Annotated in this window: 12 protein-coding genes; all 12 read left to right on the forward strand. The window is 50.4% G+C overall.

Going from position 1 to position 13,415, the window contains the following annotated elements; translation table 11 throughout:
• The first annotated feature begins 6 nt into the window (after positions 1-6).
• The 12 genes from plsX to smc all read left to right on the forward strand — a co-directional run bounded on the left by plsX (position 7) and on the right by smc (position 13,382).
• Positions 7-1,026, forward strand: coding sequence for a phosphate acyltransferase PlsX (gene plsX / locus BLR06_RS01320; protein WP_092067516.1), 1,020 nt, complete (start codon positions 7-9; stop codon positions 1,024-1,026).
• On the forward strand, positions 1,013-2,017 hold the full coding sequence (locus tag BLR06_RS01325) for a beta-ketoacyl-ACP synthase III (RefSeq protein ID WP_092067518.1): 1,005 nt from the start codon (positions 1,013-1,015) through the stop codon (positions 2,015-2,017). The genes plsX and BLR06_RS01325 overlap by 14 nt, the downstream gene beginning before the upstream one ends.
• Positions 2,018-2,962 carry an enoyl-[acyl-carrier-protein] reductase FabK gene (gene fabK / locus BLR06_RS01330; RefSeq protein WP_092067520.1) on the forward strand — a complete coding sequence of 315 codons (945 nt, stop codon included), beginning with the start codon at positions 2,018-2,020 and terminating at the stop codon, positions 2,960-2,962. It abuts the gene before it with no gap.
• A gap of 15 nt (positions 2,963-2,977) precedes the next feature.
• Positions 2,978-3,922: an ACP S-malonyltransferase gene (fabD, locus tag BLR06_RS01335; protein ID WP_092067522.1), complete on the forward strand. Its 945-nt coding sequence runs from the start codon at positions 2,978-2,980 to the stop codon at positions 3,920-3,922.
• Between the two features lies 1 nt (position 3,923).
• On the forward strand, positions 3,924-4,667 hold the full coding sequence (gene fabG, locus BLR06_RS01340; protein WP_092067524.1) for a 3-oxoacyl-[acyl-carrier-protein] reductase: 744 nt from the start codon (positions 3,924-3,926) through the stop codon (positions 4,665-4,667).
• Positions 4,668-4,696: 29 nt separating this feature from the next.
• Positions 4,697-4,933 carry an acyl carrier protein gene (locus BLR06_RS01345; protein ID WP_092067526.1) on the forward strand — a complete coding sequence of 79 codons (237 nt, stop codon included), beginning with the start codon at positions 4,697-4,699 and terminating at the stop codon, positions 4,931-4,933.
• 88 nt (positions 4,934-5,021) lie between these two features.
• Positions 5,022-5,966: an NAD(P)H-dependent flavin oxidoreductase gene (locus tag BLR06_RS01350; protein ID WP_092067528.1), complete on the forward strand. Its 945-nt coding sequence runs from the start codon at positions 5,022-5,024 to the stop codon at positions 5,964-5,966.
• A gap of 13 nt (positions 5,967-5,979) precedes the next feature.
• Positions 5,980-7,221: a beta-ketoacyl-ACP synthase II gene (gene fabF, locus BLR06_RS01355; protein ID WP_092067530.1), complete on the forward strand. Its 1,242-nt coding sequence runs from the start codon at positions 5,980-5,982 to the stop codon at positions 7,219-7,221.
• Positions 7,222-7,229: 8 nt separating this feature from the next.
• Complete coding sequence (gene rnc / locus BLR06_RS01360) at positions 7,230-7,949, forward strand: ribonuclease III (RefSeq protein ID WP_092069755.1); 720 nt, start codon at positions 7,230-7,232, stop codon at positions 7,947-7,949.
• Between the two features lie 46 nt (positions 7,950-7,995).
• On the forward strand, positions 7,996-9,051 hold the full coding sequence (locus BLR06_RS01365; RefSeq protein ID WP_245697985.1) for an elongator complex protein 3: 1,056 nt from the start codon (positions 7,996-7,998) through the stop codon (positions 9,049-9,051).
• 78 nt (positions 9,052-9,129) lie between these two features.
• On the forward strand, positions 9,130-9,390 hold the full coding sequence (locus BLR06_RS01370) for a stage V sporulation protein S (RefSeq protein ID WP_092067534.1): 261 nt from the start codon (positions 9,130-9,132) through the stop codon (positions 9,388-9,390).
• Between the two features lie 443 nt (positions 9,391-9,833).
• A complete protein-coding gene (gene smc, locus BLR06_RS01380) occupies positions 9,834-13,382 on the forward strand; it encodes a chromosome segregation protein SMC (RefSeq protein ID WP_092067538.1) in 3,549 nt (1,182 codons plus the stop codon).
• Positions 13,383-13,415 lie beyond the last annotated feature (33 nt).

The following is a 13,415-nucleotide window of genomic DNA, read 5'->3' on the forward strand; positions in this document are numbered from 1 at the left end:
TACTCAATGAGGATTGCAGTTGACGCCATGGGTAGCGATTATGCCCCCGAGCAGATCGTATTAGGGGCAATTGAGGCTGCCAGGGAGTATTGCTGTGAAATACTACTTGTGGGCGATCAGGAAGAAATTGAAAAAATTTTACATAAAAACGATATTCGTGGTTTGAATATTCGTGTCCAGCATGCCAGCGAAGTCATTGAAATGCATGAGCATCCGGGGGCCGCAGTCCGCAAGAAAAAGGACGCCTCGGTGGTGGTTGCGACGAAATTAGTGAAAGACCGGGAGTGCGCCGCCGTTATTTCCGCCGGCAGCACCGGAGCAGGCGTCGCCGCGGCCTTGTTTGGCCTGGGAAGAATTAAAGGCATTGACCGGCCGACGATTGCCACTCCGATTCCCAATATTAACGGCGCGACGGTATTGCTGGATTCAGGCGCCAATGTTGACAGCAAGCCCCGCCATTTAGTGCAAAGCGCCATCATGGGGTCGCTGTACGCCGAATATGTTTTAGGCATTAAAAATCCCCGGGTAGGTTTATTAAATATCGGAGAGGAAGAAACTAAAGGCAATGAACAGGCTTTAGCAACTTATCCTTTGCTCAAGCAGCTGAAGACCATTCATTTCATTGGCAATGCGGAGGGGCGCGACATTCCCCGGGGCACAGTGGATGTCGTAGTGTGTGATGGTTTTGTCGGCAATGTTGTGCTGAAATTCAGCGAAGGTCTGGCCGGTGCTATGCTGCAATTGCTTAAGGATACGATAAAGTCCAGCGGCCTGCTGACAAAATTGGCTTCACTTATGGTACTGCCGGCGCTAAAAACACTAAAGAAAAAGATTGACTATGCCGAATATGGCGGCGCACCTTTACTGGGCGTTGACGGTTGTTTTATCATCTGCCACGGCAGTTCCAAAGCAAAAGCCATTAAAAATGCCATCAGAGTGGCAATCGAGTTTACTGATAACAAAGTAGTGGAACATATTCGTGAAAATATCGCAAAGGAGGGATTGCTAACCAATGACAGTGAATAATCAAGCAGTAGGAATCATCGGTATAGGTTCTTATTTGCCGGAACGGATTGTCACCAATACCGAACTGGAAAAAACAGTGGATACTTCTGATGAATGGATTGTGGGCCGAACTGGCATTAAAGAACGCCGGGTGGCTGATTCGGCAACGGCCACCTCGGATCTGGCGACCGGCGCCGCACTGATTGCGCTGGCCGATGCCGGCGTCAGCGCCGGGGACCTTGACCTGATTATTGTCGCGACCGTCACGCCTGACATGAACTTTCCATCTGTTGCCTGTATCGTTCAGGAGAACATTAAAGCCAAAAATGCGGCAGCTTTTGATTTATCGGCTGCTTGCGCCGGTTTTGTCTACGGCCTGGCCATCGGCAGCCAGTTTATCAAAACCGGCGTTTATCGCAAAGTATTGGTCATAGGAGCAGAAACTTTATCGAAAATTCTGGACTGGAATGACCGCAATACCTGTATTTTATTTGGGGATGGAGCCGGCGCTGCGGTTTTAGGTCCGGTTGGCGACGGGTGTGGAATTTTGGGCGTGGAGCTGGGGGCGGATGGCGCCGGCGGGGATTTGTTAAAAGTTCCGGCAGGCGGTTCCCGGCAACCGTTTACGTCTGAAATCTGCAAAAATCGGTTGCACTTTATTCATATGAATGGTAATGAAGTGTTCAAGTTTGCAATTAAAATTATGGGTGAGGCGGCGGCAAAAGCATTAGCCGCTGCCGGGTTAAGCACAGAGGACATTGACTGTCTGATTCCTCATCAGGCAAATATTCGCATTATACAGTCGGCGGCCAAACGCCTTAAAGTACCAATGGACAAGGTGATGGTAAATGTTGATCGGTATGGGAATACTTCAGCCGCATCCATTCCGATTGCTTTAGATGAAGCCGTCAGAAGCGGCCGGGTAAAAAAAGACGACAAAATAGTCCTGGTTGGGTTTGGGGCAGGGCTTACCTGGGCGGCGTGCGTATTAAAATGGTGCAAGGAGGACTAAATGTTGAATAGTAATATTTGCCGATTGTTGAAGATCAAGTATCCGATATTACAAGGCGGAATGGCCTGGGTTGCAACCAGTGAGCTGGTCGCCGCCGTTTCCAATGCCGGAGGATTAGGTGTAATTGGCGCCGGGCATATGCCGCCGGACGCTCTTCGCAACGAAATTAAAAAGACCAAGGCTCTGACCAGTAAGCCTTTTGGTGTTAATATCATGCTGATGTCGCCATACGTAAAAGAAGTTATGCAGGTGGTGATTGACGAACAGGTGCCGGTAGTTACCACCGGTGCTGGAAATCCCGGCGAATATATTCCGGCATTAAAGGAAATTGGCAGCAAAGTTATTCCGGTGGTGGCTTCGGTGGCCTTAGCCAAACGGCTGGCCCGGACCGGGGTAGATGCACTAATCGCCGAGGGTATGGAGAGCGGCGGGCATGTCGGTGAAATTACCACCATGGCGCTGGTGCCGCAAATTGCAGATGCTGTCAGCATTCCGGTAATTGCAGCAGGCGGGATTGCTGATGCCCGCGGGGTAATAGCCGCTTTTGCCCTGGGCGCGCAGGGCGTGCAGATTGGTTCGCGCTTTGTTGCGTCCCAGGAATGTATTGCCCACGAAAAATATAAGCAGGCCATTCTGAAAGCCAAAGACCGTTCGACGATTGTCACTGGAATTTCCACCGGTCATCCGGTCAGAGTTATTGCCAATAAACTGACCAGGGAATATGCGGAAATGGAAAAACGGGGCGCCAGCCAGGAGGAACTCGAAAACCTTGGCGCCGGCAAACTGCGCATTGCCGCATATGAGGGTGAGATTGATCATGGCTCGGTAATGATTGGTCAAATTTCGGGAATGATTGACTGCGTCAAACCTGTAGAGAGTATTATTCAGGATTTAGTGCAGGGAATACCGGCAGTAATGACTGATATTAAAGATATTGTGGAATAATAAAGGAGGTGCGGTATGGGAAAAATTGCCTTTGTATTCCCGGGCCAGGGCTCACAAGTGGTCGGCATGGGAAGAGACCTTTATGAAAAGTACGATATTGCCAGAGCCTTGTTTAAACAGGCTGATCAGGCTTTAGGCTATTCCATCATGGAGTTGTGTTTCAACGGGCCGGAAGATGAATTACGCAAGACTTCCAATACCCAGCCGGCAATCCTGACAGTTAGTGTCATCTGCTATGAACTATTAAAACAGCAGGGCATTACTCCGGATATCGTGGCCGGTCACAGCTTAGGGGAATATTCGGCTTTGGTGGCGGCAGGCTCCCTGGAATTTAGCGATGCTGTGGCGTTGGTTAACAAACGGGGCCAGTTCATGCAGCAGGCTGTCCCTCTGGGTGAAGGCAGTATGGCCGCTATTTTGGGGCTGGACAGAGCTATTATTATTGATATTTGCGAAAAAACCCAGGCGGAGTTTGGCGCTGTTCAGGCCGTCAACTTTAACTGCCCCGGCCAGGTGGTGATTGCCGGCACGGTTGCAGCAGTGGAAAAGGCCGCAGAACGGTTAAAGGCGGCGGGCGCCAAACGGGCGGTAATGCTGCCGGTCAGCGCTCCTTTTCATAGTACGCTGATGCAGCCGGCTGCTGAACAATTGGCAGGCGAACTGGCCCGGATTACGGTCAGGGATGCTGCTGTGCCGGTTGTGGCCAATGTCCATGGGAAAACAGTGACAGCCGGGGATACGATTAAGCGCTTGCTGGTCGAACAGGCGGCAAGCCCGGTAAAATGGGAAGATTGCGTTGTTCAAATGGCTGCTTACGGAGCTGATCTGTTTATTGAGGTTGGTCCCGGGAAAGTGCTTACCGGCTTTACCAGAAAAATAGCGAAGGATATCCAGAATCTTAACGTGGAAGACGATGCTTCGTTAGAAAAAACCCTTGATTATTTTAGGGAGGTTCGCTAAAATGCATGTAGATGGCAAAGTGGCATTGATTACCGGAGGTTCCAGAGGGATTGGCCGGGCTGTGGCAATTAAGCTGGCCGGCGCGGGGGCCAAAGTAGTCATTAATTACGCCGGCAATCTGGCGGCCGCGCAGGAAGTTGAGCAGACGATCAAGGCCGCCGGCGGCGAGGCGGTCATTATCCAGGGCGATGTGGCCGATGCCGGAAGCGTTGAGCGGATGATCAACCAAATGATCGATACTTACGGCCGGATTGACATACTTGTGAATAATGCCGGAATTACCAGGGATGGTCTATTAATCCGCATGAAAGAGGAAGACTGGGATGCTGTGCTCAATACCAACTTAACAGGTGTTTTTCATTGCACCAAAGCGGTTGCACGTCTGATGACGAAACAAAGAAGCGGCAAGATTATTAATATTTCTTCCGTGGTCGGCGTGACCGGAAATATCGGGCAGGCAAATTATGCGGCTGCTAAAGCCGGCGTGATCGGCTTTACGAAAGCGATGGCTAAAGAACTGGCGTCCCGGGGCATTACGGTAAATGCAGTGGCGCCCGGTTTTATCGCCACCGACATGACAGCCGTGCTGCCGGAACAGATAAAAACTGAGCTGATTTCCAGAATTCCGTTAGGTAAATTAGGTTCACCAGAGGATATTTCCGCTGCCGTGTTGTTTTTGGCTTCAGAGGCAGCAAGCTATATTACCGGTCAGACCCTGAATGTAAATGGCGGTATGGCAATGTGAAAAATAACCCTTGGAAGGAGGTGAATATCATGACAACTTTTGACAAAGTAAAAGAAATCGTAGTTGAACAACTTGGCGTAGATGAAGCTGATGTTGCTGTGGATTCCACTTTTATCGATGATCTGGGTGCAGATTCTCTGGATATTGTTGAGTTGATTATGGCGTTTGAAGAGGAATTTAATATTGAGATTCCTGATGAAGTGGCAGAAAAGATTAAAACAGTAAAAGACGCTGTGACCTACATAGACCAGGAAAAGCAAGGCTAAAGATATTACCGTAATGGAGAGTCCCGTGAAAGTACTTTTACGGGACTTTCTTAAAGGTAATGCGTTACTTGAATGGAGGAGTTATTTCTTGAAACTTCCAGAGCTTAAAATTGGCCCTCATGTGGCTAAAATACCGATTATTCAAGGTGGAATGGCAATACGCATCTCTACTGCACGACTGGCGGCGGCTGTAGCCGAACAAGGCGGTATAGGGCTGATTGCCGCATCAGGTATGACTTTTGATGAATTACGCTATGAAATTCGCTTAGCCCGTTCTTTGACTAAGGGAATTGTTGGCATTAATATAATGGTCGCAGCCAGACAGTTTGCCGGTATTGTTAAAACTGCAATTGAAGAGGGCATTGATCTGGTAGTGGCTGGAGCCGGGTTTTCCCGGGATATGTTTGGTATAGGCAAAGAATCCGGTACGCCGATTGTGCCGATTGTCTCCTCAGTGAAACTGGCTAAAATCTCTCAGGCGTTAGGCGCTTCAGCAATCATTGTGGAAGGCAAAGAAGCAGGCGGACATTTAGGAACAGATCAGCCGATGAAAACACTGATCCCTGATATTAAGAAGGCTGTGAAAATTCCTGTCATCGGCGCCGGCGGCGTCATGTCAGGTCAAGACATTGTGGATGTGCTCAAACTGGGAGCCGATGGCGTTCAAATGGGGACCAGATTTGCAGCCAGTGAGGAATCGAATGCAGCACCGGCGTTAAAGGAATTCTATCTTAAGGCCAAGTCGGAGGATGTTGTTTTAATTAAAAGTCCGGTTGGGCTGCCAGGCCGTGCTGTGAGAAATCCATTTGCTGAGAAAATAATGGGAGGTGCTACCCCGATAGATGCCTGTGATGCCTGCTTAAAACATTGCGCAAAGAATTTTTGCATTATCAAAGCGCTGATTCGTGCGCAGCAGGGCGATGTTGAAACCGGGCTGGTGTTTACGGGAGAGTACATTCATAAAATAGAGGAAATACTTTCGGTAAAAGAAATATTTGCACGGCTTCTCAATGAAGTTGAAGCTATAAATTAGCGAGGTGATTTGTTTGAAAAAGCGCGTTGTAGTTACCGGATTGGGCGCTATTACCCCAATTGGCACAGGTAAAGATGAATTTTGGCAGGCTCTGTTGGCCGGAAAATCGGGGATTGGTTCAATCACCCGGTTTGACGCAAGCGAGTATAGAACCCGGGTTGCAGGAGAAGTAAAAGATTTTGAACCGGAAAAGTATATTGATAAAAAGGAAGCCAAACGGATGGATCGCTGCACTCAGTTTGCAGTAGCCGCCACCAGAATGGCGTTTGAAGATTCCGGTATGGATTTGGAACAGGTGGACCGCAGCCGGATTGGCCTTGTTATCGGTACCGGCATTGGCGGCATTGATACCCTGCATGATCAGTATAAGACGTTGTTTGACAAAGGCCCGGGCCGGATCAGTCCGTTTTTTGTGCCGATGATGATTGCCAATATGGCCGCAGGCCAGACTTCCATTGCTTTCGGACTGCAGGGTCCAAGCACTTGCGTGGTTACCGCCTGCGCCACCGGCACAAATGCGATTGGCGATGCCTTTAAGATTATTCAGCGCGGCGATGCTGACGCCATGGTGGCAGGCGGCACGGAAGCCTGCATTTCTCCGGCGGCAGTAGCCGGTTTTTGCGCGATGAAGGCCATGTCTACCCGTAATGATGAACCGGCCAAAGCTTCACGACCGTTTGAAAAAGAGCGCGATGGGTTCGTAATGGGGGAAGGCGCCGGAGTTGTTATTCTGGAAAGCCTGGAGCATGCGCTAGCCAGAGGAGCTCATATTTATGCCGAAATCGCCGGTTATGGCTTTAATGCCGATGCCTATCACATTACCGCACCGGCGCCCGAAGGCGTTCAGGCGGCCAAATGTATGCAAATGGCAATTAAGGATGCCGGACTTGTTCCGAACGATGTTAGCTATATCAATGCTCACGGCACATCGACCCCGCCCAATGACAAGAATGAGACGCTGGCAATAAAATCCCTGTTTGGTGAACATGCCTACAAGCTGACGGTTAGTTCGATTAAATCAATGACAGGCCATTTGCTGGGGGCAGCCGGCGGTATAGAGGCAATTGCTTCCGTATTGAGCGTGGCGAACGATATGGTTCCGCCAACCATTAATTATGAAAATCCCGATGATGAACTGGATTTGGATTATGTGCCGAATGAAGCCCGTCAGCAAGTGGTTGAGGTTGCGATATCCAATTCCTTTGGCTTTGGCGGGCATAATGCCACAATTCTGGTTAAAAAATATCGCCCATAACCAAAATGATGCATAATCAATTAGATCATCAACGGGTACTGGCGCTTACTGCGCTCTGTGAACATTTAGGGGTCGAAATTGCCGATTTGCATTTATTGCACCAGGCTTTGATTCACACCTCTTTTGCCAATGAGACGAAAGCATCCGGCCATAATGAGCGGCTGGAGTTTCTGGGGGATGCGGTGCTGGATTTGATTATCAGTGAGCATTTGTTCCGGCAGTTTCCCCATTTGCCGGAAGGCGAACTGACGAAAGCCAGGGCGGCAATTGTGTGTGAAGCTACCATTGCCAGCCGGGCGGCGGCTTTGGGGATTGGACAATACCTGCTGTTAGGCAAGGGTGAGCTGGTGTCGGGCGGCCGGGAGCGAATTTCCATTTTAGCGGACTCATTTGAAGCAATTATTGGTGCAATTTATTTGGACGGCGGTTTTGCAGCAGCAGCGTCCTTTGTGCTGACGCAGCTAAAAGAACATCTGGCTTTGGTAGAAAGCGGCGATTATGTAAAAGATTATAAAACGTTGCTGCAGGAAGTGGTGCAGCGCAATAATGACAGCCGCATCAGCTATGAAATTATCGCTGAGCGCGGCCCTGATCATGATAAAATCTTTGAGATTGCTGTTCTGATCAATGCCAGACGGTTGGGAACCGGTCACGGCAAAAGTAAAAAAGAGGCTGAACAGCAAGCTGCCAGGCAGGCCTTGGCAAAATTAAATCCGGCCGGCAATTAACGTATGGGTGACCGTGAGGTCGCCCATCTTTACTATGGAGGCAAGTATGAAGCGCTATATCATTCCGGTGTTTATCCCGCATTACGGCTGTACGCATCAATGCATTTTCTGTAATCAGCGCAAGATTACCGGTCTGGACAGGCCGGTTTCGCCGGAACAAGTCAGTGCGGCAATCGCCGAGCATCTGGCGATGATTACTGCGCCGAGGCTAATTGAAGTGGCTTTTTACGGCGGCAGCTTTACCGCTTTACCGGCCGATATTCAGCAGGCGTTGCTTGCCCCGGCTTACGCGGCCTTGCAGCAGGGGAAAATTCAGGCGATCCGGGTGTCGACCCGTCCGGACTGTATTAATGCTGAAATCGTAACTGCTGTATGCCGTTATGGCGTAACCACCATTGAGCTTGGCGTACAGTCCTTGGATGATGATGTTTTGCGGACCGCCGGCCGGGGGCATACCGCCAGGCAGGTTGCCGCTGCGGTGGCTGTTATCCGGGGGATGGGGGTTAAGTGCGGCATCCAGCTGATGCCGGGCTTACCGGGCGAAACTATGCTCAGTCTAATTGCCACTGCCTGCCGGACGGTAAAGCTTAAGCCGGATTTTGTTCGTATTTATCCGGCGGTTGTCATTGCCGGAACCCAGCTGGCCGTATTGTACAGCCGGGGCTTGTACCGTCCGCTGACCTTGCCGCAGGCCGTAAGGCAGGCGGGTTATTTAAAGCTGTTATTTGAACGCAACGGTATTAAAGTGATCCGGACAGGCCTGCAGGCTACAGCGGAATTAGCAGACCAGCAGGTGGTTTTAGCCGGGCCGTATCATCCGTCTTTTGGTGAAATGGCGGACAGTTTTATTTTTCATTTGATGGTAAGCCGCTGTTTGGAGCAGCTTGACTGTACCGACAGTGAAATTTTCATCTGCCATCATTCCCGTGATACTTCGAAAATTCGCGGTCTGAAAAACGCCAATCTCAACCGGTGGCGGCAGGAATACTCCTTGCGGGCAATAACCTTGGCCGTTGATGATGAATTGCCTTTGAATGCAATAGCAATGATTCATCAGACCAACCGTTATTTCATCAATAAAAGCATGCTCACTTCTCTTTAATTTTACAAAGAAGGAATTTTTAGGAAATACGCAGAATACTTTTAACTATGAGCCCTTACACTAAAGGAGGTTAGACTAATGGAGGTTCTTAAAGTATCTGCACAATCGAATCCCAAATCTGTAGCAGGCGCTTTAGCTGCCGTATTGAGAGAAAGAGGTTCAGCGGAAGTCCAGGCAGTGGGCGCAGGGGCAGTCAATCAGGCGATTAAAGCAATTGCAATTGCGCGGGGTTTTGTCGCTCCGAACGGTATTGATCTTATTAGTATTCCTGCTTTTGCTGAGATTACCATAGAAGGGGAAGAAAGAACGGCTATTCGGTTTATTGTTGAACCACGCTAGTGTCTTGGCAAAGTTGTGAATTAGGATTAGGCAGTGTAGATTTTTTTGCAATGCAAGGCGGAGAAGGGCGGCATACCGGGAGTATGACGACTGACGATAAAGAAAACACGGTTTATACCGAGCGTAGCGAAGGCAAAAACCGATGCCGTTACGGCCAACGCAGCAGTGCGAAAAAAGATACGCTGGCTAAGCTAAGATTTAACCTGGCCGAGATACTAGTAGAGAGTACTGCGCATGCCCCGTTGAAAACCTGTTTGGCAGACAAACAGGTTTTTTGCTACTCGATTTTGCCGGTTTATTGTATAATAGGCATGAATATATTTCTAGTAGTCCGCCAAGTCTATAGCGATAGGATGCATTGCGCGGGATTTTTCGCCCGGCAAGGCGAAGGAGCCGCACACTACTAGCCTCCGCAGAATCTAAGTATTGGATTGGTGATTGCTTTGCTGTTGCGCAAACTGGAGACCTATGGATTTAAATCCTTTGCCGATAAACTGAATATCGAATTTGGTCAGGGCATTACGGCGATTGTCGGACCAAACGGAAGCGGCAAAAGTAATATTACCGATGCAATCCGCTGGGTGCTCGGAGAACAGAATATAAGAAATTTACGCGGCGCCAAATCTGAGGATATTATTTTTTCCGGCAGCACCAGCCGCAGAGCGTTAGGCGTTGCCGAAGTATCGCTGACGCTTGATAATGCTGAGGGCTTGCTGCCGCTTGATTTCCGTGAAGTGATCATTACCCGGCGGATTTTCCGGTCAGGGGACAGCGAGTATTATATTAACAAAACCCAGTGCCGGTTAAAGGATATTCATCAGTTGCTGGCCGATACCGGTTTGGGTCGTGATTCCATGACGGTAATCAGTCAGAATAAAATTGATGAAGTCCTAAACAGCAAACCGGATGAGCGCAGGCTTATTTTTGAAGAAGCCGCCGGTATTACCCGTTATAAAAACCGGAAAAAGGATGCCCTGCGCAAATTAGAGGATACAGAACAGAACCTGCTGAGGGTTGCCGATATAACGGCGGAAATTGACGCCCAGCTGCTGCCGCTGGCCCAAAGCGCTGAAAAGACCAGACGCTATAACCAAATAGCGGCTGAACTGACCGCCTGTCAGGTTACCGTCCTGTTGCAAAAGCTGGACAAGTACCAGCAATTCGTCAACAGTGCAACCCGGCAAAGGGAGACACTGTCGTCGGCTCAGCTTGAGGTTGGCGGCAGTTTAAGCCTGCAGGAAGCGGCAAAAGAACGCCAGGCCGCCGAACTATCCGTGATTGAGGAGCATTTGCAGGGCAGTGGCGCCAAAATCAACGAGTTGGTCATGGCATTGGAAAAAAATCATGGACAGTGCTGTGTATTAGAGGAACGGATCAATCAGGGCAATCAGGCCGGGCTGCGTATTGATACGGATATTTCACGGCTTGACCGGCATCTCGGCGAGCAACGGCTGAAATTTGGCCAGCTGCAGCAGCAACTGGCTGAAAAACAGGAGCAGGCTCAAATCTTACAGCGAAAACTGTCGGCGTTGACCAAAGCGGACGGCCGGTTAGCCGCTGAAATTACTGTTGTGCAACAAAAGCTGGAACAACTGCGAACTGTTTTTGCCGATGATGTCCAGGCGCTTGCCGGCCAGCAAAATCAGCAGCAGGCAATTGCGCGTGATATTGAACTGGGCAAACAGCGGCAGACTGTTTTAGAACAAGAACAGAGCAAACTCCATAACCTTCAAGAGCAGGCGCAGTCCGGATACGATGCCGTAGTAGCTGAGCTTGCCGCCCGGCAGCTGGAATTTGACCGTCTGCAACAGGATAAGCTGATCCTGGCGGCCGGCAAACAGCAGCTGGAACAGGAATCAGGCCAGCTTAGGGCCAAATATACCAGCTTATTACAGCAGCAAAGCGAGTGGCAGTCACGGCTTAAGGTGTTGGCCGGAATGCAGCTGGAGTATGAAGGGTTTGGCCGGGCGATCAAAAGTGTGCTGAAAACAACGCATCGCTGGAGTCACGGCATTTGCGGAGCGGTGGCTGAAATCCTTCAGGTAGCCGATCCTCATGTAATCGCCATTGAAACAGCTTTGGGCGGGGCAGTGCAGCATATCATTACGGAAGAAGCCGACACTGCCAAACAGGCGATCAGGTTTCTCAAGCAGAATAATCTGGGAAGGGCGACCTTTCTGCCTTTGGGCAATATCATGCCGTTCCGGCCGCGGGAGGCGGAGCTGTCCGCCGCCCGGGCTGAAGGCGCGCTGGGGCTTGCCGCCCAATTGGTTTCCGTTGATGTCAAGTATCAAAAGGTTGTCGATTTTTTACTGGGCCGTACCGTTGTGGCTGTTGATGTCGATGCGGCGCAGCGCATTGCCCGGAAGTATTCTTTTGCCGTCAGAATTGTAACACTGGAGGGTGAATTGCTGAACATTGGCGGTTCGCTGAGCGGCGGCAGCAATAGCCGGCGCGAGGCCAGCTTTTTAAGCCGGACCGGTGAGCTTGAAGCGTTGCGCGGGCAGCTTAACGCGATAAACGCTGAATTAACAACCTGTAAAGAAAACATTGAGAAGCTTGACCAGGCCGCCTGCCAGCTTGACCGTCAGCTGCTGGCGAATAATGAGACCAGGCAGCAAGTGGAAATTCGCCGGGCCGAACTTACCGCGCACCGTGATAAATTCAGCCAGGAACTCAGCCGGCTGCAGCAAACGCTGGGCGAAGTCAGTGCCCAGTCCTGCGACTGCAAGCGCGAGCTGGTACAACTGACGGCTAAGCTTGAGCAGGTAAAAAGCCTGGTTGCCGCGTTGGAGATCCGCGACACCAGCCAAAAAGAAGCCGGCGTCAATCTGCAGCAGCGGTTGCTGGAGTTGACCGCCGACCGTACGGTTAAAAGCAATGCCTTAACCGATGCCAGGATCGAGACGGAAACCTTACGCCGGAATATTCTTCTGCTTGAGCAATCCCGCCAGGAGCAGGATCAGCTTTTAGCCGGACTAGCCGCGCAGCTGGCCCAATTGGCCGCAGAGAAAGAGGCCGTTGCGGCGCAAATTGCGACAGCCGCCGGTGAGTTGGAGTGCTTAAGGCAAGAGAAAGCCGGCGTGAGCGCCGCTAAACTGGAACTTGAAGCGCGGCGCGACCGGCATTATACGGATAAATTGACCAAGCTGGCGGAACTGCAAAGCAGTGATAAGGCCATCAAAGAGTTGCGCCGTAAGCATAATGAGGTGCAGGCCCGTCTGCATGAAGCCGAACTTTTGCAGACCAAGTACAGCTATGAAGTTACGACTTGCCGTGAAATACTGGAGCAGCATTATTCCCTGACGGTTGAACAGGCTCTGGCGTTAAAGCGCGTTGAAGCTGAACAGGAGCTGACAAAAAAAATTGCTGTGCTGGAAGCGGAAATTGCCCAACTCGGGCCGGTCAACCCCAACGCCGTTGAGGAATATGACCGCTTACGCGAACGTCAGCAGTTTCTCCAGCGGCAATATGACGACCTGGTTTCAGCCAAAGAATCTTTAACAACCATTATCAGCGATATTGATCAAAGCATGTCCAGGCAATTCGGTGCGGCATTCCGGCAAATAAATACGTATTTTGGCGACATTTTTACCCGTTTATTCGGCGGGGGACAAGCCCGGCTGCAGTTAGGCGACCCCGAGCATTTACTGGAATCAGGTGTAGAAATCATTGTTCAGCCGCCTGGCAAAAAACTGCAAAATCTCATTCTGCTGTCAGGCGGTGAGCGGGCGTTAACGGTGATTGCCCTGTTGTTTGCCTTTTTGACTTACCGTCCGGCGCCGTTTAGCGTAGTTGATGAAATTGACGCGCCGCTGGATGAGGCAAATTTAGCGAGATTTAGCAGCTTTCTGCGGGATTACTCCCGCAAAACCCAGTTTATTGTCGTTACGCACCGGAAAGGAACCATGGAAGCTGCCGATGTCCTGCATGGCGTAACGATTGAAGAAGCCGGGGTATCGCGGATAATATCGGTTAAGCTGGAGGATTAGTACCTGGCGTTTTTAGAGCCGGTACTAGCCGGC

Source organism: Dendrosporobacter quercicolus, assembly GCF_900104455.1.
Classification (GTDB): Bacteria; Bacillota; Negativicutes; order DSM-1736; family Dendrosporobacteraceae; genus Dendrosporobacter; species Dendrosporobacter quercicolus.